This is a genomic window from Hoeflea sp. IMCC20628 (assembly GCF_001011155.1).
Taxonomy (GTDB): domain Bacteria; phylum Pseudomonadota; class Alphaproteobacteria; order Rhizobiales; family Rhizobiaceae; genus Hoeflea.
In genome coordinates this window covers 4,012,742-4,035,508 of the sequence record NZ_CP011479.1, presented here as the reverse complement: position 1 = coordinate 4,035,508, position 22,767 = coordinate 4,012,742, and the positions used below count along the sequence as shown (strand labels likewise).

Annotated in this window: 19 protein-coding genes; 6 read left to right on the top strand and 13 right to left on the bottom strand. The window is 60.0% G+C overall.

Features of this window, described 5'->3' with window-relative positions:
* Positions 1-147: 147 nt before the first annotated feature.
* The 4 genes from IMCC20628_RS18905 to IMCC20628_RS18890 all read right to left on the bottom strand — a co-directional run bounded on the left by IMCC20628_RS18905 (position 148) and on the right by IMCC20628_RS18890 (position 4,550).
* Entirely contained in the window at positions 148-1,242 is a 1,095-nt protein-coding gene (locus tag IMCC20628_RS18905; RefSeq protein WP_047031486.1) for a TRAP transporter substrate-binding protein, read from the bottom strand.
* Positions 1,243-1,486: 244 nt separating this feature from the next.
* On the bottom strand, positions 1,487-2,794 hold the full coding sequence (locus IMCC20628_RS18900; RefSeq protein WP_047031485.1) for a TRAP transporter large permease: 1,308 nt from the start codon (positions 2,792-2,794) through the stop codon (positions 1,487-1,489).
* Positions 2,791-3,327 (bottom strand): TRAP transporter small permease, encoded by a 537-nt coding sequence (locus IMCC20628_RS18895; RefSeq protein WP_156174578.1) that lies wholly within the window; start codon positions 3,325-3,327, stop codon positions 2,791-2,793. Before IMCC20628_RS18895 ends, IMCC20628_RS18900 begins: the two co-directional genes overlap by 4 nt.
* Positions 3,328-3,494: 167 nt before the next feature.
* Complete coding sequence (locus IMCC20628_RS18890; protein ID WP_197078342.1) at positions 3,495-4,550, bottom strand: hypothetical protein; 1,056 nt, start codon at positions 4,548-4,550, stop codon at positions 3,495-3,497.
* A 294-nt stretch (positions 4,551-4,844) separates the two neighbouring features.
* Between IMCC20628_RS18890 and IMCC20628_RS18885 the strand changes: the two genes are divergently transcribed.
* Positions 4,845-5,135: a hypothetical protein gene (locus IMCC20628_RS18885; protein WP_047031482.1), complete on the top strand. Its 291-nt coding sequence runs from the start codon at positions 4,845-4,847 to the stop codon at positions 5,133-5,135.
* Between the two features lie 124 nt (positions 5,136-5,259).
* Positions 5,260-8,034: an EAL domain-containing protein gene (locus tag IMCC20628_RS18880; RefSeq protein WP_156174577.1), complete on the top strand. Its 2,775-nt coding sequence runs from the start codon at positions 5,260-5,262 to the stop codon at positions 8,032-8,034.
* 1,050 nt (positions 8,035-9,084) lie between these two features.
* On the opposite strand, the gene IMCC20628_RS18870 is transcribed toward IMCC20628_RS18880, so the two are convergent.
* Positions 9,085-10,674: a peptide chain release factor 3 gene (locus IMCC20628_RS18870; protein WP_047032772.1), complete on the bottom strand. Its 1,590-nt coding sequence runs from the start codon at positions 10,672-10,674 to the stop codon at positions 9,085-9,087.
* A 93-nt stretch (positions 10,675-10,767) separates the two neighbouring features.
* Here IMCC20628_RS18870 and dut point away from each other — a divergent pair, with 93 nt between their 5' ends.
* The 3 genes from dut (at position 10,768) to cysK (ending at position 13,385) form a co-directional block, all read left to right on the top strand.
* Entirely contained in the window at positions 10,768-11,262 is a 495-nt protein-coding gene (dut, locus tag IMCC20628_RS18865) for a dUTP diphosphatase (RefSeq protein WP_047031480.1), read from the top strand.
* The gene (locus IMCC20628_RS18860) at positions 11,259-12,263 is read left to right on the top strand and encodes a proline racemase family protein (protein ID WP_047031479.1); all 1,005 of its coding nucleotides are present in this window, start codon (positions 11,259-11,261) and stop codon (positions 12,261-12,263) included. Before dut ends, IMCC20628_RS18860 begins: the two co-directional genes overlap by 4 nt.
* 150 nt (positions 12,264-12,413) lie before the next feature.
* A complete protein-coding gene (gene cysK / locus IMCC20628_RS18855; RefSeq protein WP_047031478.1) occupies positions 12,414-13,385 on the top strand; it encodes a cysteine synthase A in 972 nt (323 codons plus the stop codon).
* A gap of 85 nt (positions 13,386-13,470) precedes the next feature.
* Here cysK and IMCC20628_RS18850 read toward each other — a convergent pair whose 3' ends face one another.
* On the bottom strand, positions 13,471-15,003 hold the full coding sequence (locus IMCC20628_RS18850) for a YifB family Mg chelatase-like AAA ATPase (RefSeq protein WP_047031477.1): 1,533 nt from the start codon (positions 15,001-15,003) through the stop codon (positions 13,471-13,473).
* 242 nt (positions 15,004-15,245) lie between these two features.
* Between IMCC20628_RS18850 and IMCC20628_RS18845 the strand changes: the two genes are divergently transcribed.
* Complete coding sequence (locus tag IMCC20628_RS18845) at positions 15,246-15,548, top strand: YciI family protein (RefSeq protein WP_047031476.1); 303 nt, start codon at positions 15,246-15,248, stop codon at positions 15,546-15,548.
* A gap of 24 nt (positions 15,549-15,572) precedes the next feature.
* On the opposite strand, the gene gshB is transcribed toward IMCC20628_RS18845, so the two are convergent.
* The 7 genes from gshB to IMCC20628_RS18810 all read right to left on the bottom strand — a co-directional run bounded on the left by gshB (position 15,573) and on the right by IMCC20628_RS18810 (position 22,720).
* On the bottom strand, positions 15,573-16,520 hold the full coding sequence (gene gshB / locus IMCC20628_RS18840) for a glutathione synthase (RefSeq protein ID WP_047031475.1): 948 nt from the start codon (positions 16,518-16,520) through the stop codon (positions 15,573-15,575).
* Positions 16,521-16,718: 198 nt separating this feature from the next.
* Positions 16,719-18,440, bottom strand: a complete 1,722-nt coding sequence (locus IMCC20628_RS18835; RefSeq protein WP_047031474.1) for an ABC transporter substrate-binding protein — start codon at positions 18,438-18,440, stop codon at positions 16,719-16,721.
* A gap of 63 nt (positions 18,441-18,503) precedes the next feature.
* The gene (locus IMCC20628_RS18830) at positions 18,504-18,785 is read right to left on the bottom strand and encodes a DUF2160 domain-containing protein (RefSeq protein ID WP_047031473.1); all 282 of its coding nucleotides are present in this window, start codon (positions 18,783-18,785) and stop codon (positions 18,504-18,506) included.
* Between the two features lie 12 nt (positions 18,786-18,797).
* Positions 18,798-19,628: a carbohydrate ABC transporter permease gene (locus IMCC20628_RS18825; protein WP_047032771.1), complete on the bottom strand. Its 831-nt coding sequence runs from the start codon at positions 19,626-19,628 to the stop codon at positions 18,798-18,800.
* Positions 19,629-19,695: 67 nt separating this feature from the next.
* Entirely contained in the window at positions 19,696-20,562 is an 867-nt protein-coding gene (locus tag IMCC20628_RS18820; RefSeq protein ID WP_047031472.1) for a sugar ABC transporter permease, read from the bottom strand.
* A gap of 1 nt (position 20,563) precedes the next feature.
* A complete protein-coding gene (locus IMCC20628_RS18815) occupies positions 20,564-21,634 on the bottom strand; it encodes an ABC transporter ATP-binding protein (protein WP_047031471.1) in 1,071 nt (356 codons plus the stop codon).
* Positions 21,635-21,643: 9 nt separating this feature from the next.
* Positions 21,644-22,720 (bottom strand): ABC transporter ATP-binding protein, encoded by a 1,077-nt coding sequence (locus IMCC20628_RS18810; protein WP_047032770.1) that lies wholly within the window; start codon positions 22,718-22,720, stop codon positions 21,644-21,646.
* Between the last annotated feature and the right edge of the window lie 47 nt (positions 22,721-22,767).

Sequence of the window (22,767 nt, the reverse complement as noted above, 5' to 3'; positions counted from 1 at the left end):
AACAGCACTCACGCCGCCTCGCCGCATGCTCCTTGCCAGATCAAGAAATCCCGGCGCTCAAACGATTCCATTTCAAGGTGAACGGCTCTCAGCAACGAAAAAGGCCCGGCGTTTCCACCGGGCCTTTCATCTCGATTGAATGCGGTTTTAGTACTTGAGGTACTTTTCGCGTGCCGCCACATAAGGCGAATCGATCTTCTCGGTGCGGGTGCGCACAAGGTTCAGCGCCTCGATGAAGCTCTCGGTGGTCTTCTTGACCAGCGGGTCAGAGCTGTTGCGCAGTTCCTCAACCACTTCGATCGACGCCTTGGCGCCGGCTTCCATGATATCGTCCGGGAAGTTGCGAACGATCACGCCGTGATCCTCGACCAGCGTCTTGAGTGCGCGCGGATCGTTGGCGATGAAGTCGGCAGAGACCTGGTCATATTCCGCTTGGGATATGTCACGGATGATCGCCTGCAGATCGGCCGGCAGCTCCTGATACTTCTTCTTGTCCACAACCAGTTCGGTCGCCAGACCCGATTCCACGAAGGACGGCATGTAGTAGTTCTTGGCGACCTGGTAGAAGCCGAGTGCGAGATCGTTGTAGGGGCCGACAAATTCAGCAGCATCAAGCGTGCCGGACTGCAGCGCCTGGAAAATCTCGCCAGCGGCCATGTTGGTGACCGTTGCGCCCAGTTTCTCCCAGACCTGACCGCCCAGACCCGGTGTGCGGAAACGAATGCCCTTGACGTCCTCGAGGCTTTTCAACTCGTCGCGGAACCAGCCGCCGGTCTGCGTGCCGGTGTTGCCGGACAGGAAGCCTTGCACGCCGAACTGGTCATAGATCTCGTCCCAGATTTCCTGACCGCCCATATAGCGGACCCAGGCCGTCAATTCAGGCGTGGTCATGCCATAGGGAACGCCGGTGAAAAAAGACAGCGCAGGCGACTTGTTCTGCCAGTAATAGGCTGCGCCATGGCTCATTTCGGCGGTGCCGTCGATCACCGCATCCAGCGACTGAAGCGGCGGAACCAGTTCGCCTGCGGAGTAGACCTGAATGGTCAGGCGGCCGCCTGATGCAGCCGTGATGCGGTCTGCCAGCCGCTGTGCGCCAACGCCGAGGCCGGGGAAATTCTTCGGCCAGGTTGTGACCATGCGCCAGGTGATATTGCCCTGGGCAATTGCAGGAGCAGCCAGCCCCGTGGCAACGGCACCCGCGCCCACAATCCCTGCGTTGCGAATAAAAGAACGACGATCCATTGTGTTTCCTCCATAACGGAAAAGCTTTGCGAAAAAAGCGTGTCTTGCAACTTTACCGACACCCTTGCGACAAACACATACTCTGCCGTCCGGGGTCCTGTCCATGCCGGAAAACGAGATGCGTCAGATCACCATAGCAGCCTGATTTCACAGACACCTCTGACCTCGAAGGCAGCCGTGGCAACACAGCCCGCGGCATCACGAGCCCCGCAAAAAAAAACTGTGAACTCCGCTTTATGACAGCCTATTTCATGAGATTGGGCAGGAACAGAACGATATCGGGAAAGAGGATCAGGAGTGAGATCACGACAACATCAGCGACCAGGAACCAGGCGACGCCTCGGAAAATATCCCAGGTCTTGACCGTGTCACCGACGACTCCCTTGATGATGAACACGTTCATGCCAATGGGTGGCGTGATCATGCCCACTTCGAGATACTTGACCAAAAGCACTCCGAACCAGATCAGGTCCAGGTGGCCAGCTTCCACCGCAGGCAGGATAACCGGCAGTGTCAGCAGCATTGCCCCCAATGGCTCGAGAAACATTCCGAGCAATAGATAGATAACCGTGATGATCAGCATCAGGACGATGGGGTCGGAGCCCGCATAGACGAGCATGTCAGACAGGAAGGCGCCGGCTCCGCTGATTGCCAGGAAGCGCGTGAGAAGACTTGCGCCAATGGCGATGATGAAAAGCGCCGAAGTTGTCACAATCGTTTCATAGAGAGATGACTTCAAATTCTTCCAGGTGAGTTTGCCATACATCGCTGCCACGATTGCAGACAGGAACGCGCCGACTGCGCCGGCTTCCGTCGCGGAAAACAAGCCTCCAAACATGCCGCCAAACACGCAGAACATGATCAGCAGGATCGGCCAGGTCGAACGCAGCGCCGCCATCTTTTCGCCCATGCTGGGCCGTTCCGGCAAGGAAGGCGCAAGCGCGGGATTGAGCAGAACGCGAATGACGATTACCGCGACATAGGAGAGTCCGGTCATCAGGCCGACAACGATGCCTCCCATGAACAGACGGGAGACAGGAACTTCGGCAAAGACGCCGAAAAGGATCATGATGATCGATGGCGGAATAAGGGCACCGATCGTACCCGCGGCCGCCACGGTTCCGGTCGCCAGCGAGGGATCATATCGCCAGCGAAGCATTTCCGGGACGGCAATCTTGCCCATCGCCGCAGCAGTCGCGACCGAAGATCCGCTGACCGCAGCGAAGCCCGAAGCGCCGACAACGCTTGCCACTGCCAGTGCCCCTGGAACCCGCGAAAACCAGATCCGGGCGGCATTGAACAGGCTCATGGTCAGCCCGGCATGGAAGCAGAAAAAGCCCATAAGCAGGAACATCGGCACTGAACTCAGCGACCACGAGGCAGAGAAATTATAGGGCGTGGAGCCAAGCAGCGCGAGGGCCACGTCAGGTCCCGCCAGCGCCCAGAGACCTCCGAACGATACGGCGATCAGCGATATTCCGATGGGAACGCGCGCAGCAATCAGGAGGAAGAGGATGGCGAGTCCGGCAAGTCCAATTTCAATCGACGTCATTCAGGAGACCCTATCGAGTGGTCGTTGCTCCCGGAAGGAGTATGTGCAGCCTTGGCCGGCGGTTGATCAGGGGCTTGTCCGGGGCGCAGCGTTTCTGTGCCCGTCAGGCGAGCGACGATCTTGAACAGCAGCACCAGTGCCACGAGACCGAAGCCGATTGGCAACATGTAGCGCGTCGGCCAGAGCACCAGCTGATAGCCGCTTTCCATCACATAGGTACCCACCTTCTGCTGCCGCACGGCGTCAGTCCATGAAACCCAGGCAAGAAGCGCGTAGACGCCGGAGGACAGCAGCCATCCAAAGGCTTCAACGATCCGTTGCAAGCCGATTGAAAAGAATTGCGTCACCACCTCGACCGACACGTTGGCGTCGCGTTGTTCCACCAGGGCAAGCGGCATGAAGGTGATTGCAATCATGTAGTAGTACGAGACAACGGTGACGGTTCCGGGCAGAGGCATGTTCAACAGCTTGCGGCTGACCACCTCTGCGCAGATATGCACCACCATCAAGGCACATGCAGCGACGGCAACCATGGATACAAGTGTTGTTATACGGGCCAGAAAGCCTTGGATTGACAACGCGAAATTTTCCTCTTTTTCGAAGTCACGAACAGTCAGCGTGACTCAATCGCGGGCTCGCCGCGCCGCCCTGCAGGCCGCTGCCCTGTGTTGATCCAACACAGGGCAGCGGACAGTCAGGCTCACATTCCGAGTTCATCCATGTTGAGTTTCGAGTATATCTGCTCGCGATAGAGTTTGGAAACCTCAGCTGGGTCTGTTGCGTCTATGCCGCTGACGAGATCGTTCCATTTCGCCGTGACCTCCATGAACTTCTGCGCCATTTCCTCGGCACCCGAAATCTGGTTTTTCTCCGTGGCCCGGCTGCTTGCATCAGCAAGCTGCTGCGTCACAAATTCCGCCTGGGCATCAACGAAGTCCTGCGAGGGAGTGATGACTTCAATGTCGTTTTCGGGAATGACCACATCGAGAACGTTTATGACTTCCTTGTCGATGGCGACCGAGGTTTCCGCCTGTCCATCAATCGCCAGCTCGATCATCCGCTTCCGCGTTTCGACCGGAAGCTGCTTCCAGAAATCGCTGCGCACGCCGAACATCGACGCATTGTGGAAAGCGCCGACATCCAGCAATGTCACCGATCCGACAAGTTCCTCGATGCCAAAGCCACTGATGTCGTTGAGAACGCCAACCGTGCCGTCCACGATGCCAGAGTTCATGCCTTCGTAGATCTCGGCGCCATTGAGGCTGACCGCGACACCGCCGAAATGCTCGATCCAGGCACGGAAATAGTTGCCGCCGGCGCGCATTTTCTTGCCGACGATGTCATCCGGCGAGGCAATGCGCGAATTGACTCCGGAGATCAGATTGTAGGTCGGGTTGGCGTACATTATCAGCGGAAACTGGTTCTGATTCGTGAATTCGTCAAGGCAGGGCTGGCAATGCAACAAGACGAATTCCGTGTTGGCGCCCGACATCGCAACAGACGTCTTCACTATGCCGGGAAGTTCCGTAATGTAGCTGTTGACGGGGAAATCAGCAGGCAGATATTGCGGAAAAATGGCGCCCATATCCAGGATTGAGTCCCGCAAGCCGGAACTTGCTTCGACGGCCGACTGAAGTGCGCCGTAATAGTGCGTGCCGGACATGTCGAGTGATTCTTCGTTCGAAAGCGCCTCGAGAAATTTGATGACGCCTGTATTGACGGCGTGACTTTTGGCAACCCCGTTGTCGTACCGCAAACTTGTTTCTGCCTGCGCACCGGTTGCCAACACGCATCCAAACACCATGAGGGCGCTCAAAAGCCCCTTGTGATTCCTTGTAAGTGCTTTCCTCATAACCAATTCTAACTCCTCCAACTCGTGATGTGCCACAAGGCACGCATATTTTCTAACGATTGTTCAAAAATATAAATCTGTCAAGCGCAAGATCGAAATCGGATCAGCTTTTGCTCAGGCAGATTGACGCTGCTCTCTTGATACGCGGACGGTCTGGAGGCGGGAAGCGATGTGGGCAAGGGCGGTTCAGCAGTCGGCATGGCCGAACAGGACGACACCCCCGATGCCACCCACACATGCGACATCATGATCGACGCCGCGGCCAGCCTCGACGACCTGCCCTTCAAGACCTGCCCCCCCCCAAAAAAAACCTTCCGCGCCCCCTTCAAGCTCGACCTCAAAACGCAAAATCCCACAAATATCTATTGCCTCGCCATGCCCCAACTGCTCGACCGCCACCCGTTTGCGCAGGGGTTGGTGAATGTTGCCGAACTGGCGGAGGTGGTGGCGCGGGATTTTTGTGGGGGTGAGGGGGGAATAGCGTGTTAGTTGCGTAATTTGCGGTCAGAGCAGTATGTGGCGTTCTCTGATCTATGACAACAATGCGCCCCCAAGCCGGCCGTTGGCGGTCTTGGATTAAGCTCCTCTATGCAGCCGTTCGCTGCAAAGGGCATTGAAGTCCCACACGCGAGTTGTCTGGCGCGCTTCTGTTTGGGACCCGGCTGCATCCTGCTCTCGACTCAGCCATAGCGTCGGAGTCGAAAGCCCGATACCCAGACCTTCCGCGATCTCCCACCGCGTCCGACCACTTATCAGGACAAACCGCACCGCCCCACGCCGAGGTGGAAGCAATATTTACCTTTTTGGGGCTATACGTGGGGCCATGAGAAAGTCCGCAGCACTGCCCAAATTAGTACCTGTTCCGGCAGGCCCGACTACCGAGAACCTTATGGAAGCGGTCATGAGCAATGCCGCTGTGGGCATTCTACTGCTCGATCTGGAGCTGAAGATCGTCGATGTCGGTCGCGGATTGTGTGATTTGCTTGGCTATGACCGCTTCGAACTCATCGGCCGCAGCGTTGACTGCCTTATCCACTTCGATGACAGACCCGTCGCGAAAAGGACACTGTTGTCGCTGATTACTGCGGGCGAACGCTCCTACACCGCAGAACGTCGCTACTTGCACCGCGACGGCGACACGGTCTGGATCATAGGCTCGGTGTCGATGCTCCCAGGCCTGCGAGGCCCAGGCAAACCTGCCTTCGCTGTCCAGATAACCGCTATTGACAAGCAGAAACATGCGGAAGCAGCAGCGACCGAAGCGTTGGAGCGGTGGAATTTTGCCCTCGAGAGTGCCGGTCAAGGCGTGTGGGATTTCGACTATGAGAATTCCATCTGGTTCTTTTCATCGACCTGGAAACGGATGCGCGGCATTCCGGAGACCGAGCATGTCACCGGAGACTATGACCAATGGCTGAAGGTGATCCATCCTGAGGACGTGGAGCATGTGAGCGAGACCGTCCGCAAGCAGAACTCCGGCGAACTGGAAGATGTAACCTATGTCTATCGGGAAAAAAACCGGACCGGCGAATGGATCTGGATTCTGGCGCGCGGCCGCTGCATCGAGTGGCAGGCTGATGGCACGCCGAAGCGCATAATCGGCACTGACACCGACATAACCGACATCAAACAACGCGAGATGGAATTCGCCGCCGTGTCGCGGCGGCTGGAATTGGCACTGACCACCTCTAGAGTCGGCGTCTGGGAAACAGACATTGAAACCATGCAGCCGACATGGGACGCGCGCACCTGTGAGATTTTTGGCGTTACCAGCAGCCCGATGACAAGGCAGTCCGCCACTGCTTGGGTGGATCTGGTGCATCCTGATGACCGCGAGGCGGTACTGGAAACATGCGAGGCGGCATTTACCAGCCGCTCCGATTATACATGCGAGTACCGGATTGTGACCCAGGCGGGCGAATGCCGCCATATCCGCAGCTACGGACGCTTCGTCACCAATGCCGATGGACGCGAGACCATCATGGGGGTCAATTGGGATATCACAGTTGACGTGCAACGCGCCGATGCGCTCAGATTCGCCAACCAGCTTGCCGAGGAACGCAACTGCGATCTGGAAATCGCCAGGGCGAATATGGAGTTCGCCTCATTGCACGATTCGCTCACCGGTTTGCCAAACCGGCGCTGCCTTGACGAAAAGCTGTCGCAATATTCAGGCAACGCCGCCGCAGCCGACAGCCTCATAATACTGCACATCGACCTCGACCGCTTCAAGCAGATCAACGATACGATGGGGCACGCCGCCGGCGACGCGATGCTCTGCCATATCGCCGATCTGCTGACCGCCACGGTGCGCAATACCGATATGGTGGCACGGATAGGCGGTGACGAGTTCGTCGTTGTCTTGCCATCTGCCCTGAGCAACGACCAACTCCAGCGCTTGATCAAGCGGATCATCAGCGGCGCTGGCAGGCCAATGCACTGGAACGGCAAGGAATGCCGGACCGGCGCAAGTATCGGCATCGCCAAGGCCAGCGCCGGGATCGATCCAGGACAGTTGCTGATCAACGCCGATATTGCGCTCTACCGCGCCAAACGCAACGGGCGCAACTGTGCGGCCTATTTCACTGACGAGTTGCAAGCCGAAGTCATCTTTAGCAAGCAGTGCGCCGACGACATTCTCAATGGGCTTGAACGGGGCGAATTCGTACCTTTCTACCAACCGCAATTCGACGCAAGCAGCCTTGATCTCATCGGCGTTGAGGCGCTGGCGCGCTGGAACCATCCGCAACGCGGGCTTTTGACCCCGGATAAGTTCTTGCCCGTCGCCGAGGATTTGAACGCCGTTGGCAGTATTGACCGGGCAATACTTGAACGGGCGCTGGTCGATCTTGCTGGTTGGGACAGGATTATGCTCGGCATAGCGAAGCTTTCAGTCAATGTGTCAGCCCGCAGGCTGAGCGACGAGAAGCTGATCGAAACCTTGAAATCGCTGCCGATACAGCCCGGCCGGGTCTCGTTTGAACTGCTGGAGTCGATCTTCCTCGACGAAAGCGACGACATTATTTCACGCAACATCGATGGCATCAGAAAAATGGGCATCGACATTGATATCGACGATTTTGGCTCGGGCCATGCCTCCATTGTCAGTCTCCTTAGACTCAGCCCCCAGCGCCTGAAGATCGACCGCCAGCTGGTAGCGCCGATTGTACACAGCGAACAGCAGCAGCGGCTGATCCGCTCCATCGTTGATATCGGAAAGTCGCAGGGCATCGAAGTGTGCGCCGAGGGCGTGGAAAGCGCCCGTCATGCTGAAATCCTTCGCGATATCGGCTGCGACTCCCTGCAAGGCTTTCATTTCGCTTGTCCGATGCCGGCGGCTGAACTGGTCAAGTTCGTAGGGGCCAGAAGTTGGCTCAAGGGTCATTAAACCGATGTAATTGCTGAAGGTAAGGATAGAATAAGGCTAGTCTCCCCGCGATACTTCAGCTTTGGAAAATATCCGCTACCTTACCAACCCCGCCTTGAAGTAGGGTGTAGGGGCCTGAGCTTGACCGTCGGTGGCCTGATCTCTGATGTCCCCTTTATGTGCCTGATGTCCCCGCAGTGAACGCTCGGCTATTGGCCCCGAGTTCTCGTTTCACCCACAGCCAATCGTATGGCAGCTTTCCAGCACCCACAAATTGAGAGACGCCAGTCAGCATGCGGCCCCAAACGAGCCGGCCGGGAATGCGGAGCAAAAGGCGCTTTCGCCCATTATGGACATTCACCACAAAGTTCCATTTAATCGGCAAGGTTTGGAGTTTGTTCGTACTCTCCACACCCCCCCACAAAAAGTCCCCCAAAATTTTCCCCACCCTTTGCCCCCATGCGATACTGGCTCCACCTTCCGTTCACACGGATGGCCGGGGACTACGGAACCCTGGTTGGCGGAGGGCGGTGAGTTTTGCGGCGCGGAGCCGAATCGCGTTGTCAAAAGCTTGCGGAGGAAACACCCCGGCGGGCGTTTTCGCGGGGCAGATCACAGGGATCTGCACGTGGAGCCGCACAGACAACCGCCGGAACCGGAGCCTGCTGGTCCGCGCCAGCACCGGCGGCGTCAGCTTTGACGCCGGTCCTGACAAGGCCCTTATGCGCTGGACGGAATTGAGACCGGGAGCAGTTCGGGCACAGGCGGGTTCGGCCGGCGGTACGGCCGAACGAGACGAAACCGCCAGGGACTGTCGTAAGACCTCCGTCATTCGGATGCCGGCCCTTGCCCGGAAGGCAGGGGCTCCATCACTGGCGGGGCGCGGGCGACTGCGCCAATCCACCACCTCTTCCTCACGGGCCTGTCGCCCGTGCCCCGCAATCCGGTTTTTTCGACCCGGATGACCGACACCCCAAACCCTCGGCGGCCAAGCTCCGCGCGCGGAGGTTTTTGCGTGTCTGTTCGTCAGCGGCGGGAAGCGCCTAGGCCGCCTCGGTCCGGCTCAGCCGGTCAGGCCGCCTTGTTGACGTGATATTCCTTGATCGCCACCATGTCGATCTGCTTCCAGCGGTCCGATTCATAGCCCAGTGAAAACTGGTCGGCGGCCAGAAACACCGGGTCGCCGTCAAGATCGCGGGCAATGTCGCCGCGATGGCTGGTGACAAAGCGTTCGAGTTCGTTCTTGTCCGCAGCCGAAATCCAGCGGCAGACCGAAAACCGCGCCATTTCAAAACTCACCGGCAGGCCGTATTCCGCCGACAACCGTTCCTTCAGCACGTCAAGCTGCAGCGCGCCGACCACGCCGACAATCGCCGGCGAGCCGTCTTCGGGCGAGAACAACTGCACCACGCCTTCCTCGGCCATCTGCTGCAGCGCTTCCTTCAGCTTTTTCGCCTTCATCGCATCCTCGAGCCTGACCCGGCGCAGGATTTCCGGCGCAAAGTTAGGCACCCCCTGAAACACCAAGGCCTCGCCCTCGGTCAGCGTGTCGCCGATTCGAAGCGTGCCGTGATTGGGAATGCCGACCACGTCGCCGGCATAGGCCGTGTCGGCAATCTGCCGCTGCGAGGCAAAGAAGAACTGCGGGGCCGACAGGCTCAGCGGCTTGCCGGTGCGCGCCAGACGCGCCTTCATGCCGCGCTCCAGCGTGCCCGAACAGACCCGCACGAAGGCGATCCGGTCTCGGTGATTGGGGTCCATGTTTGCCTGGATCTTGAACACGAAGGCCGTCATCTTCGGATCGGTGGCTTCCACCGTCCGCGTGTCGGCAACCTGCGCCCGCGGCGGCGGCGCCAGTTCGCCCAGCGCATTGATCAGGTCGCGCACGCCGAAATTTTTCAGCGCCGAGCCGAAATAGACCGGCGTCAGATGTCCCTCGCGAAAACTTTCGAGATCAAACGGCTTGCAGGCTTCCACCGCCAGGCTCGCCTCCTCGATGAATGTCGCCCGCTCGTTCTCCGGCAACAGCCCTGCCACCTGGTCCGATTCCGGCCCGTTCACCGGCGTCAGCTCGGTTTCCTTGTCCGATCCGCGGATCGCCGATTTCGCCAGATGATAGGTTCCCGAAAACGATCTGCCCTGACCGATCGGCCAGGTCATCGGCGCGCAATCCAGCGCCAGCTTCTGCTCGACCTCATCAAGCAGCTCGAACGGATTGAGCGCCTCGCGGTCCATCTTGTTGATGAAGGTGATGATCGGAATGTCGCGGAGCCGGCAGACCTCGAACAGCTTCAGCGTCCGTGGCTCGATGCCCTTGGCCGCATCGATCACCATCACCGCCGCATCCACCGCCGTCAGCGTCCGGTAGGTGTCATCGGCAAAGTCCTCATGCCCCGGCGTATCGAGCAGATTGAACACATGCCCGCCATACTCGAACGTCATCACCGAGGTGACCACCGAGATGCCCCGCTCGCGCTCGATCTTCATCCAGTCGGAGCGGGTCTGGATCCGGTCCTTCTTGGCTTTCACCTCGCCCGCGAGCTGGATGGCGCCGCCGAACAGCAAAAGCTTCTCGGTCAGCGTCGTCTTGCCGGCGTCCGGGTGCGAGATGATGGCGAAGGTGCGACGGCGGCCGACCTCCTCGGCAAGTGTATCGGGCATCGGTGGCGAATTCCTGTTGATGGCGCTGCCTTCTAACCGCTTGCCGCCCGCCATGCAATTGACCTTGGCCTGCCAAGGGTAAAAGCTCGCGCTATGATAAAGCCCGTTTCCCCTCTAGCGCCCGCCCCAGAGTCCGCCCCGGAGCTCAAGATTGTGCGCCTGCCGCATGGCCAAGGCCTCGATTTGCCGGCCTATGAGACCCCGGGTTCCGCCGGCATGGATCTGCGCGCCGCCGTCGAGGACAACGCGCCGCTGACGCTTGCACCCGGCGGCCGTTTTGCCGTGCCCACCGGCCTGATCATGGAAATCCCTTTTGGCTTTGAAGGCCAGGTCCGGCCGCGCTCCGGGCTGGCGCTCAAATCCGGCATCACCTGCCTCAACACGCCAGGCACCATCGACAGCGATTACCGCGGCGAGGTCAAGGTGATCCTCGCCAATCTCGGCGCCGAGCCCTTCACCGTCAGCCGCGGCATGCGCATCGCCCAGCTGGTCATCGCCCCGGTGGTGCAGGCCCGGCTGGTTCTCGAAGACACTCTCAGCCAGACCGCCCGCGGCGCCGGTGGTTTTGGCTCGACCGGCGCCAAATGAGCAACGTTCTCACCGTCATTGACATGCACACCGGCGGCGAGCCGTTGCGTATTGTCACTGGTGGTTACCCGGATTTGCCCAAGGGCACGATCCTCGAAAAGCGTGCTTTTGTCCGAGACAATCTCGATCATTTGCGCAAGATCCTGATGTTCGAGCCGCGCGGCCACGCGGACATGTATGGCGCGCTGCTGGTCGAGCCGGATCTGCCCGGCGCCGATCTGGCGGTGCTGTTCATGCACAATGAGGGCTATTCCACCATGTGCGGCCACGCCATCGTGGCGCTTGGCCGCTACGCGGTGGATCAGGGCCTGGTGCCGCCCGGCAAACATGTGACCGTCGTCAACATCGAATGCCCCTGCGGTCTGGTCCGTGCTGAAGTTGCCATGCGCGACGGCAAAGCCACCGAGGTCAGCTTCGAAAGCGTGCCGTCGTTCCTGTTTGCCCGCGACAAGGCGCTCACTCTTGGCAATTGGGGCAAGGTCAGTTTCGATATCGCCTATGGCGGTGCGTTTTACGCGCTGGCCGACGCCCGCCAGTTCGGGCTGAAATTCGGCCGGGACCCGGTGGCAGGCTTTGTCGACGCCGCTGATGCGCTGACCCGGGAGATCCAGAAAACAATTCGGCTCAGCCATCCCGACGCCGATGATCTGGCTTTTCTCTACGGAACCATCCTCACCGATGGCCGCGATGCCTGGACGGACCAGCCGACCCGCAATGTTTGCGTCTTTGCCGATCGCCAGGTCGATCGCTCGCCCACCGGCTCCGGCGTTACCGCCCGGCTTGCCGCCATGCATGCCCGCGGCCAGATCGGCATCGGCCAGGAGCGGACATTTCAAAGCACCATCGGCAGCCGGTTTTCAGGCGCGGTGGCCTCGGTGACGAGCTGTGGCGCGCACGCCGCCATCACCGCGCGCGTCTCGGGCCGGGCGTTTTATTCCGGCAAGGCCGAGTTCACTGTCGAGGATGACGACCCGCTGGCTGCCGGATTTCTGGTGCGCTGAACCTGTCAATGGTTTTTACCGAAAAGAATTTCCACACCCTGATCCGGCCGAGGTATTATTTTGCGTCTGCGGTCAGCGCCGCTGAGCGCAATGACTGGCCTGGTTGCCGTGCCGCGTCTACAGTCACGGCAACCAACAAGGAGTTCTGTGATGTCCGAACATTCAGCTGAAACGCCCGGTCGCGGCCGGATCTACGATTCGATCATCGACACCGTCGGCAACACGCCGATTGTCCGGCTCTCCAAGCTGGCGGCGGCCGATGGCGTCAAAGCCGAGCTTCTGGCCAAGCTCGAATTTTTCAATCCGCTCGCCTCGGTCAAGGACCGGATCGGCGTCGCCATGATCGAGACGCTGGAAGCCGAAGGCCGGATTGCGCCGGGCAAGACCACATTGATCGAGCCGACATCGGGCAACACCGGCATCGCGCTGGCCTTCGCCGCCGCCGCCAAGGGCTACCGCTTGATCCTGACCATGCCGGAAACCATGTCGGTCGAACGCCGCAAAATGCTCGCCCTTCTCGGCGCTGAGTTGGTGTTGACCGAAGGCCCCAAGGGCATGAAGGGCGCCATCGCCAAGGCCGAAGAACTGCTCGGCGAAATCGCTGACTCGGTGATGCCGCAGCAATTCGAAAACGCTGCCAATCCGGAGATCCACCGCAAGACCACCGCAGAGGAAATCTGGAACGACACCAAGGGCGGCATCGATATTCTGGTCTCCGGCATCGGCACAGGCGGCACCATCACCGGCGTCGGCCAGGTGCTCAAAGTCAGGAAACCCGGGGTGCAGATCGTCGCCGTCGAACCGGCCGATTCCCCGGTGCTGTCGGGCGGCAATCCCGGACCGCACAAGATCCAGGGCATCGGCGCGGGGTTTGCCCCGGCTGTTCTTGATACCAAGATCTATGACGAGGTCGTCAAGGTGACCAATGACGATGCTTTCGAGATGGCCCGCCGGGTGGCGAAACTGGAAGGCCTTCCTGTCGGCATATCCTCAGGCGCAGCACTTGCTGCCGCCGTCAAGATTGGTCAGCGCAGCGAGAATTCAGGCAAACAGATCGTCGTCATCATCCCGTCCTTTGCTGAACGCTATCTCTCGACGGCATTGTTTGACGGTCTGGGCTGAGGCGCAATTCTGACGGCACTGGGATTAATCGCGCTTTCGTGTTGTGAGCGGGCGGCTGCATGGCGGGTTGCTCACCATTGTCAGTTTACGCTGCCTGCGACACCCGTTCTGCTGAAATCCGGTAGGAGATCGCCTCTGCGAGGTGGATCCGTCCGACCGTTTCGGCAGCGTCGAGGTCGGCCAGAGTCCGGGCCACCTTGAGAATGCGGCGATAGGCGCGGGCCGAAAACCGCATCTTTTCCGCCGCGTCGCTGAGCAGCGCCTGTCCGCCGGCATCGGGCTGGGCCACCTGTTCGACCAGCGATGTCGAGCATTGCGAATTGGTGCGGATATCGGGCCGGCCAAGCTCGCGGTAGCGGGTCTGCTGCATAGTCTGCGCCGCCGCGACACGGGCCGCCACGTCGGCGCTTTGCTCTGCCGGCTGCGGCCGGATCAGGTCTTGGGCAGTCACCGCAGGCACATCGATGCGGATATCGATCCGGTCCATCAGCGGACCGGAAATGCGGCCCTGATAATCCGCCTGGCAGCGTGGCCCGCGGGCGCAGGAATGTCCCGGTTCGCCGGCCATGCCGCAGCGGCACGGGTTCATCGCCGCGATCAGCTGAATATTGGCGGGGTAGCTGACCCGGTGATTGGCCCGGGCAATGACGCTCTCGCCGTTTTCCAGCGGCTGCCTCAGCGAATCGAGCACCTGCGGCGTGAACTCGGGGAACTCGTCGAGAAACAGGATGCCGTTGTGCGCCAGCGACACCTCGCCGGGCCGGGCGCGCAAGCCGCCGCCGACCATCGCCGCCATCGAGGCCGAATGATGCGGCGCGCGGAACGGCCGCCGGTCGGACAATTTGCCGCCCGCCAGTTGCCCGGCGATAGAATGGATCATCGAGACTTCGAGAAGTTCGGGCGGGGACAGTGGTGGCAGGATCGACGGCAATCGCGCTGCCAGCATCGATTTGCCGGACCCCGGAGGTCCAACCATGATCAGATTGTGCCCGCCGGCCGCAGCCACCTCGATCGCCCGCTTGGCGGTTTCCTGTCCCTTGATATCTGACAGGTCCGGCATGTTGGCGGGTGCTGCCCGCATTGCCGGCACCGGGCGTGAGAGCACTTGCGTGCCGCGGAAATGATTGGCGATGGCAATCAGCGAGCGGGGTGCCAGAATGTCGATCTCTTCGCCGGCCCAGGCCGCTTCCGGTCCGCTATCTGCCGGACAGATCAGGCCCTTGCCAAGCGCATTGGCGCCGATTGCCGCGGGCAGGGCGCCTGCGACGCTGGCGATGGTGCCATCAAGCGAGAGTTCACCCAGCACCACATAGCCGTCAAGCGCATCGCCGGGGATAGCACCCAGCGCTGCCATGAGTCCGAGCGCGATCGGCAAATCGAAATGCGACCCTTCCTTGGGCAGATCTGCAGGCGCCAGATTGACGGTGACTTTCTTGGCGGGCAGCGCCAGACCGGAGGCATGAAGTGCGGCCTGTACCCGCTCGCGGCTTTCGGCAACTGCCTTGTCGGGCAGCCCGACGATATGCATGTTGACCTTGCCCGGCGCGATCATCACCTGAACGTCGACCGGCACCGCTTCGATACCCTGGAATGAAACCGTGCTGACCCGCGCAACCATGCTCCTGCCCCTTCCAATCTGCGTGGCGGGCTTCAGTGCATGCCCGTCATGCGCAATCACGGCTGAAGTGAAACATGATATGCAGAATAAAACAAGAACAATAAGGAAACAATTACACCATTAAGGCGAGCATAGTTGTATCGAGTTGTGCGACAGGAACATTGCCGGGCACCCCCGCTCCTGTCATTTTTTCACCGCGACAGACGAGGATTGCCATGCCGTTGTTTGGCAGGACCACCAGAATGGCCTTTTTGGAAGACGGAGAGCATCTCTTCGTCATCGATCTCACCTACATGACGCCGCTTGAAAACTTCGATCCGCTGGTCGCGCCGCATTTTGCTTTCATCGAGCGCGTTTACGCATCAGGCCGGTTGCTGACGTCAGGCGCAAAAGTTCCGCGCACCGGTGGAGTCATCATTGCTCGCGGCCGGTCGATTGACGACATCGAAGTGTTGATCAAGGACGATCCCTTCCACTCAGCCGGAGTGGCGGATTACAAGATCACCGAATTCCGCCCCGGCAATGTGGCGGCCGCACTGAAGTGATCCGGCGTTCCGGGCTGCGTCCTGCTATGAGCGTTTGGATTCCACGGCATCCCAGAACAATGCCGCCACATCCGGTCCGCCAAAGTTCTTGATTTCGCGAAGGCCGGTCGGCGAGGTGACGTTGATCTCGGTCATCAGGTCGCCGATGATGTCGATGCCGACCAGGATGAAGCCGCGTTCCTTCAGCGAAGGGCCGATGCGGGCGCAGATTTCCTGCTCGCGCGGTGTTAGTTCGCTATGCTCGGCGCGGCCGCCCGCGTGCATGTTGGAGCGCGCATCCGTCTCCGCCGGCACTCGGTTGATCGCGCCGACGGGCTCGCCGTCAATCAGGATGATGCGCTTGTCTCCTGCCCGCACCGACGGCAGGTATTCCTGCGCGATGAACGGCTCGCGGTACATCTGGGCAAACATTTCCAGAAGCGAGGCGAGATTGCGGTCGTCGGGCTTGATGTGGAACACGCCGGCGCCGCCATTGCCGTAAAGCGGCTTGAGGATCATGTCGCCGACCTCGGCGCGGAAGGCGTTGATCGTCGCCGGGTCGCGGGAAATCAGGGTCTTTGGCATCAGGTCGGGAAATTCGGTGACGAAGATCTTCTCTGGCGAATTGCGCACCCAGGCCGGATCATTGACCACCAGTGTCCTGGGGTGAACCCGCTCCAGCAGATGCGTCGACGTGATGTAGGCCATGTCGAATGGCGGATCCTGCCGCAAGAGCACCACATCCATGTCGGCCAGATTGATCTTTTCCTGCGGCCCGAGGTCGAAATGGTCGCCCTCGACATCACGCAGGATCATCGGCTCTGCTACCGCCTCGATCTTGCCGTCGCGCATCGACAGCTGGTCCGGCGTGTAGTGAAACAGCTTATAGCCGCGGTTTTGTGCCTCCAGCGACATGGCGAAGGTGGAATCGCCGGCAATCTTGATCGAGCGCACATGGTCCATCTGAACCGCGACATTCTTGATCTTGCTCATGGATAGGGTGTCTCCGCCAATCTGATGGCTCTCACATAGGGCGTGGGTGGGGGGGATTGCAACGGGGGAGTGGCAGATTTGGAGATGGGACTTGGTCGCAGCGGGCGGGAAGCGGCCGTTAGAGCATCGCAGTCTCCACCAACAGATCGGGGCCCGAAGGCCCCGATTGTATTTCAGTCGTTTCGGCGTTGGCCGATCTTACTGCCAGCTCTTGACCAGTTCGTCGTAGTTGACAGTCATCGGCTGTTCTTTTTCGTTTTCGATCTTCAGCTGTGGAGCGAGGTTGCCCTTCGAGACGGCATCCGCGTTCCAGTATTCCAGATCGTGCTCTTCGGCGAGCTTGGGACCGATGTCGCCCTGAACGCCGGAGCGTTCGATGCGGGACATGACCTTTTCCTGCTCTTCGCACAGCGAATCCATAGCTGCCTGGGCAGTCTTGGCGCCTGACGAAGCGTCACCGATTGCCTGCCACCAGAGCTGAGCCAGCTTCGGATAGTCAGGCACGTTGGTGCCGGTCGGCGACCACTGGACCCGGGCCGGAGACCGGTAGAACTCGACCAGACCGCCAAGATCCTTGGCGCGATCGGTGAAGCTCTGGTCCTGGATCGTCGATTCACGCGCGAAGGTCAGGCCAACCTGGCTCTTCTTCACATCGACGGTCTTGGAGGTGACGAACTGCGCATAGAGCCATGCGGCCTTGGCGCGGTCTTCGGGGGTGGACTTCATCAGCGTCCATGAGCCCACGTCCTGATAGCCGAGCTTCATGCCGTCTTTCCAGTAAACGCCATGCGGGGAGGGTGCCATACGCCATTTCGGCGTGCCATCCTCGTTGACCACCGGCAGGCCGGGCTTGACCGAATCCGCGGTAAAGGCGGTGTACCAGAAGATCTGCTGGGCGATATTGCCCTGGGCAGGAACCGGACCGGCTTCGCCGAAGGTCATGCCCTGGGCTTCCGGCGGTGCATAGGCTGCGAGCCAGTCGAGGTACTTCTGGATCGAATAGACAGAAGCAGGGCCGTTGGTGTCGCCACCGCGCGCAACGCAGGAGCCGACCGGACGCGAATTCTCGTCCACCTTGATGCCCCATTCATCAACAGGAACGCCGTTCGGGATGCCCTTGTCGCCATTGCCGGCCATCGACAGCCAGGCATCGGTGAAGCGCCAGCCGAGTGACGGGTCCTTCTTGCCGTAGTCCATGTGGCCATAGACCTTCTTGCCGTCGATTTCGCGACCGGTGAAGAATTCGGCGATGTCCTCATAGGCAGACCAGTTCACCGGAACGCCAAGATCGTAGCCGTATTTTTCCTTGAAATCGGCCATGTTCTTTTCGTCGTTGAACCAGTCATACCGGAACCAGTAAAGATTGGCGAACTGCTGGTCGGGAAGCTGGTAGAGCTTGCCGTCCGGAGCCGTGGTGAACGAAGTTCCGATGAAGTCCTCGATGTCGAGATCCGGATTGGTGACATCCTTGCCTTCACCGGCCATCCAGTCGGTCAGGTTGCGAACCTGCTGGTAGCGCCAGTGCGTGCCGATGAGATCGGAATCGTTGACATAGGCGTCGTAGATGTTCTCGCCGGTCTGCATCTGGGTCTGCAGCTTTTCAACCACATCGCCTTCGCCGATCAGGTCGTGCGTGACCTTGATGCCGGTAATTGCCTCGAACGCTGCAGCCAGCGTCTTGGATTCATATTCATGGGTGGTGAGCGTCTCGGATGCGACCTTGATCTCCATGCCGGCAAACGGCTGTGCAGCATCGATGAACCACTGCATTTCGGCTTCCTGGGCAGCACGATCAAGCGTCGAGACGTCGCCGATTTCAGCATCAAGGAAGCTCTTGGCCTCCTCCATGCCTGCTTGTGCCGCACCAGCGCTGAGCACCAGCGCCATGGCCACGGATGAAAGTAAAAGATGTTTCCGCATTGCAGTTTCCTCCCGACTTGCGAAAACGGAAACGGCGGAATTGCCGCTTCCGGTATTCAAACCCTAGACCCAGCGGAACACGCCGACGGCGTAGACCACGGACAGGGCAAGAGCCCACCACAGGTTCGGACCGACAAGTCCGAGCCAGGCGAGATTGATGAACGCCGAACCAAGCAGCGAAACGAACAGACGGTCGCCGCGGGTGGTCTCAAAGCGCAAAATTCCAACCCGCGGCGAACCGCCGGGCACAAAGTATTCCCACACGCCCATGCCGGCGAGCAGCAGGAAGATGACGATGAAGAAGGTTGCCGTAGGCCCGGTCCAGGCCATCCAGGAAAGATCCATGACGTAACCTCCTCAGACCCGGCCCAGGGCAAAGCCCTTGGCGATGTAGTTGCGGACAAACCAGATCACCAGCGCGCCCGGAATGATGGTCAGTACACCGGCTGCGGCCAGCACACCCCAGTCCATGCCTGAGGCAGAGACCGTGCGGGTCATGGTGGCGGCGATCGGCTTGGCGTCGGTGACAGTCAGCGTGCGGGCGATCAGCAGTTCGACCCAGGAGAACATGAAGCAGAAGAACGCCGCCACGCCGATGCCGCTCGCAATCAGCGGGGTGAATATCTTGATGAAGAAGCGCGGGAACGAATAGCCGTCGATATAGGCGGTCTCGTCGATTTCCTTGGGCACGCCCGACATGAAGCCTTCAAGAATCCAGATCGCCAGTGGTACATTGAACAGGCAGTGGGCAATGGCCACCGCGATATGAGTGTCGATCAGTCCGAAAGCGGAATAGAGCTGGAAGAACGGCAGTGCGAACACAGCCGGCGGCGCCATGCGGTTGGTCAGCAGCCAGAAGAACAGGTGCTTGTCGCCCAGGAACCGGTAGCGCGAGAACGCATAGGCTGCAGGCAGCGCCACCGCGACCGAGATCACCATGTTCATCACCACATAGATGATCGAATTGATGTAGCCATTGTACCAGGCCGGATCGGTGAAGATGACCTTGTAATTGGCAATCGTCGGATCCCGCGGCCACAGCGAAAAGGCGCCGAGGATCTCGGTGTTGGTCTTGAAGCTCATGTTCATGAGCCAGTAGATCGGCAACATCAACAGGAAGATGTAGATCACCGGAACCAGGAAAGAGAAGCGCGCAATCGCGTTGGAGCGTTGCGTCCGCCGCGCCATGGCGGCTGTGGCGTCGAGACTGGTCTGCGAGGTGGCGTTGCTGGAAATTGTCATGGTTCGCTCTCCCTCAGCCCTTGGCGTCGTTGGTGATCATCACGGTGTAGAAAACCCATGACAGCAGCAGGATGATGAGGAAGTAGATCAGCGACATCGCCGCTGCCGGCCCGACATCGAACTGGCCGATGGCGGTCTTGACCAGATCGATCGACAGGAAGGTGGTGGCGTTGCCCGGACCACCGCCGGTGACGACGAAGGGCTCGGTGTAGATCATGAAGCTGTCCATGAAGCGGAGCAGCACGGCGATCAGCAGCACCCGGTTCATTTTCGGCAGCTGGATATAGCGGAACACCGACCAGCGCGAGGCACCGTCGATCTTGGCTGCCTGGTAATAGGCGTCCGGGATCGACACCAGTCCGGCATAGCACAGCAGCACCACCAGGCTGGTCCAGTGCCAGACATCCATGGTGATCACCGTAACCCAGGCATCGAACGGATCGCTGACGTAATTGTAGTCAAAACCGAGCGCGTTGAGCGTGTAGCCGAGCAGGCCGATGTCGACCCGGCCGAACACCTGCCAGATGGTACCGACGACGTTCCACGGAATCAGCAGCGGCAGCGACATGAACACCAGGCAGAACGGCACGCCCAGCCCCTTGCGCGGCATGTTGAGCGCGATGAAGATGCCGAGCGGGACTTCGATCAACAGGATGATGCCGGAGAATAAAAGGTTGCGTAAAAGCGCGTCATGAAAGCGGGACGACGACAGCACATCGGAAAACCACTCGGTGCCGGCCCAGAAGAACTGGTTGTTGCCAAACGTGTCCTGCACCGAATAATTGACCACGGTCATCAGCGGGATCACCGCCGAAAATGCCACCAGCAGCAGCATCGGCAGTACCATGAACCAGGCCTTGTTGTTCCAGGTCTTGTCCATCTCAGCCTCCCAGCTTTACGCGCCAGTCGTCGGCGTAAATGTTGATTCCGGCGGGGTCGAAAGTGACATGCGGATCGGCGGGCACCGACGAATCCTCATCCAGTACGATCGCAAGCTCGTGGCCCTCGATCATGGCGCGCACGATCTTGTGCCGCCCGATGTCCTCGACCATCCGCACGCTGATTGGCATGCCTGTGGTGCCGAGCTGCACAAACTCAGGACGGATGCCTAACTCGGTGCGCTTGCCGTCGGTCAGGCTAGCTGCGCCGGGCAGAGTGATCGATTGCTGCCCCAGCTGTGCACGCGCACCGTCGAGTGCGACCGGCAGCACATTCATGCCCGGCGAGCCGATGAAGTAGCCGACGAAGGTGTGGCTCGGGTATTCGAACAATTCCTGCGGCGTGCCGATCTGGACGATCTCGCCGCCATACATCACCACCACCTTGTCGGCGAAGGTCAGTGCCTCGGTCTGGTCGTGGGTGACATAGACCATGGTGTGGCCGAAGCGGCGATGCAGAAGCTTGAGCTGCGAGCGCAGCTGCCATTTCATGTGCGGATCGATCACCGTCAGCGGCTCATCAAACAGGATGGCGTTGACATCGGCGCGTACCAGGCCGCGACCGAGCGAGATCTTCTGCTTGAGATCGGCTGTCAGGCCGCGCGCCTTGCGATTGGCGATGTCGCCGAGATCGATCATCTCCAGCACTTCGGCGACCCGGCGCTGGACGTCGGCTTCGGCCATGCCGCGATTGCGTAAGGGGAAGGCCAGATTGTCGGCCACGGTCATGGTGTCGTAGACGACCGGGAACTGAAACACCTGGGCGATGTTGCGTTCTTCCGGCTGCAGCCCGGTGACGTCCTTGCCATCGAACAGGATCTTGCCTTCGGACGGTGTCAGCAGGCCTGAAATGATATTGAGCAGCGTGGTCTTGCCGCAGCCCGAGGGCCCGAGCAGCGCATAGGCACCGCCGTCATCCCAGGAGTGATGCACTTCGCGCAGCGCATAGTCTTCGTCGCGCGTCGGGTTTGCCATGTAGGCGTGGCGGATATGGTCGAGATCAATGCGGGCCATGGTGTTTCCTCATGCTCCCGCTGGTTGGGCGCGAACCGTGCGCCCGTCGCGATCAAACACCAGCAGGTGAGCCGTATCGAGATGCACGTCCATCATCTCGCCCGCGTCGATGTCGTGGATGCCCTTGGTCAGCATCACCCATCGCTGGTCTTCATGAATAAGATGAACATAGCTTTCCGATCCGGTGATTTCGGTCACCATCACTTCAGCTGACAGCGGTGTCGTGCCTGCACCGGCAACAGGCGAGAGATTGTGCGGACGGAAACCCAGCGTGCAGGGGCCGTCGGCAAGATGCGAAAGTGCGGCCGGAACCGGGATGTCGCGCACGCCCTGCTTGATGAAATTGCCCTGTTTCTTCTCCATTGGAAGCAGGTTCATCGGCGGATCGGAGAATGTCTGCGCCGTCACCAGATCCACCGGATCGCGGAACACATCGACCGTCGGCCCGAACTGGGTGATACGGCCTTCGCTCAACGTCGCCGTGTCGCCGCCCAGCAGCAATGCCTCGGACGGTTCGGTGGTGGCGTAAACGAAGATCGCGCCCGATTCCGAGAAAATCTTCGGCAGTTCGGCGCGCAATTCCTCGCGCAACTTGTAATCGAGATTGGCCAACGGCTCATCGAGCAGCACCAGGCCAGCCTTCTTGACGATGGCCCGCGCCAGCGCCGTGCGCTGCTGTTGCCCGCCCGACAGATTGAGTGGCATGCGTTGCAGATAGGGGCCCAGCCGCAACAGGTCCGAGGCGCGGGCCACTTCGCGCTCGATCGTCGCCTTGTCGGCGCCGGAGATGCGAAGCGGCGAGGCGATGTTTTCATAGACCGTCATCGCCGGGTAATTGATGAATTGCTGGTAGACCATGGCGACGTTGCGCTTTTGCACCGCCTGACCGGTCACATCCTGTCCATCACTCAGCACGCGTCCGCGTGTCGGGCGGTCGAGGCCGGCCATGATCCGCATAAGGCTGGTCTTGCCCGACAAGGTTGGGCCCAGCAGCACGTTCAGCGTACCACTTTCCAGCCGCAGCGAAACGTCACTGATATGCGCTTCCCCGTTGTAAACCTTGGAGACGTTGTCCAGTTCCAGCATGTAGAAGAAGCCCTCCCAAGCCTCGCCTCCAGATTGCAGAGCCACCA

Bases quoted from the DNA above. Each gene is read 5' to 3' on its own strand.
- IMCC20628_RS18905 (WP_047031486.1), bottom strand. From the start codon at position 1,242: ATGGATCGTCGTTCTTTTATTCGCAACGCAGGGATTGTGGGCGCGGGT.
- IMCC20628_RS18900 (WP_047031485.1), bottom strand. From the start codon at position 2,794: ATGACGTCGATTGAAATTGGACTTGCCGGACTCGCCATCCTCTTCCTC.
- IMCC20628_RS18895 (WP_156174578.1), bottom strand. From the start codon at position 3,327: ATGGTTGCCGTCGCTGCATGTGCCTTGATGGTGGTGCATATCTGCGCA.
- IMCC20628_RS18885 (WP_047031482.1), top strand. From the start codon at position 4,845: ATGGCCGAACAGGACGACACCCCCGATGCCACCCACACATGCGACATC.
- IMCC20628_RS18870 (WP_047032772.1), bottom strand. From the start codon at position 10,674: ATGCCCGATACACTTGCCGAGGAGGTCGGCCGCCGTCGCACCTTCGCC.
- dut (WP_047031480.1), top strand. From the start codon at position 10,768: ATGATAAAGCCCGTTTCCCCTCTAGCGCCCGCCCCAGAGTCCGCCCCG.
- IMCC20628_RS18860 (WP_047031479.1), top strand. From the start codon at position 11,259: ATGAGCAACGTTCTCACCGTCATTGACATGCACACCGGCGGCGAGCCG.
- cysK (WP_047031478.1), top strand. From the start codon at position 12,414: ATGTCCGAACATTCAGCTGAAACGCCCGGTCGCGGCCGGATCTACGAT.
- IMCC20628_RS18850 (WP_047031477.1), bottom strand. From the start codon at position 15,003: ATGGTTGCGCGGGTCAGCACGGTTTCATTCCAGGGTATCGAAGCGGTG.
- IMCC20628_RS18845 (WP_047031476.1), top strand. From the start codon at position 15,246: ATGGCCTTTTTGGAAGACGGAGAGCATCTCTTCGTCATCGATCTCACC.
- gshB (WP_047031475.1), bottom strand. From the start codon at position 16,520: ATGAGCAAGATCAAGAATGTCGCGGTTCAGATGGACCATGTGCGCTCG.
- IMCC20628_RS18835 (WP_047031474.1), bottom strand. From the start codon at position 18,440: ATGCGGAAACATCTTTTACTTTCATCCGTGGCCATGGCGCTGGTGCTC.
- IMCC20628_RS18830 (WP_047031473.1), bottom strand. From the start codon at position 18,785: ATGGATCTTTCCTGGATGGCCTGGACCGGGCCTACGGCAACCTTCTTC.
- IMCC20628_RS18825 (WP_047032771.1), bottom strand. From the start codon at position 19,628: ATGGCGCGGCGGACGCAACGCTCCAACGCGATTGCGCGCTTCTCTTTC.
- IMCC20628_RS18820 (WP_047031472.1), bottom strand. From the start codon at position 20,562: ATGGACAAGACCTGGAACAACAAGGCCTGGTTCATGGTACTGCCGATG.
- IMCC20628_RS18815 (WP_047031471.1), bottom strand. From the start codon at position 21,634: ATGGCCCGCATTGATCTCGACCATATCCGCCACGCCTACATGGCAAAC.
- IMCC20628_RS18810 (WP_047032770.1), bottom strand. From the start codon at position 22,720: ATGCTGGAACTGGACAACGTCTCCAAGGTTTACAACGGGGAAGCGCAT.